The organism is Methylophaga sp. UBA4204, from assembly GCF_002379485.1.
Classification (GTDB): Bacteria; Pseudomonadota; Gammaproteobacteria; order Nitrosococcales; family Methylophagaceae; genus Methylophaga.
This window is the reverse complement of the sequence record NZ_DFTU01000031.1, coordinates 7047-7249: the sequence shown is the minus strand read 5'-3', so window position 1 is coordinate 7249 and position 203 is coordinate 7047. Positions and strand designations below refer to the sequence as shown.

The following is a 203-nucleotide window of genomic DNA, read 5'->3' as shown; positions in this document are numbered from 1 at the left end:
GAAATTTTCAGATAGGCGTAATGTCGGGGAGTTAGTTTGATGCCCTCAGGTGGCACCAGACTAATAAACGGATCATGGGGTTGTGGAAGATGTTTGTGAACCGCGCCTACCACTTCTTCAAGCGCATGAGCACCGGTAATTTCCAGTACCTGTGGATGCTTTTCTCGGATGGTATTGTCACGGCTGCCCAGACAACCGGTCAC

At 50.2% G+C, this 203-nt stretch carries 1 pseudogene; it reads right to left on the bottom strand.

Features of this window, described 5'->3' with window-relative positions:
* Positions 1-203 (bottom strand): annotated as a pseudogene (gene rimO, locus B3182_RS04045) (30S ribosomal protein S12 methylthiotransferase RimO); the annotation flags it as partial.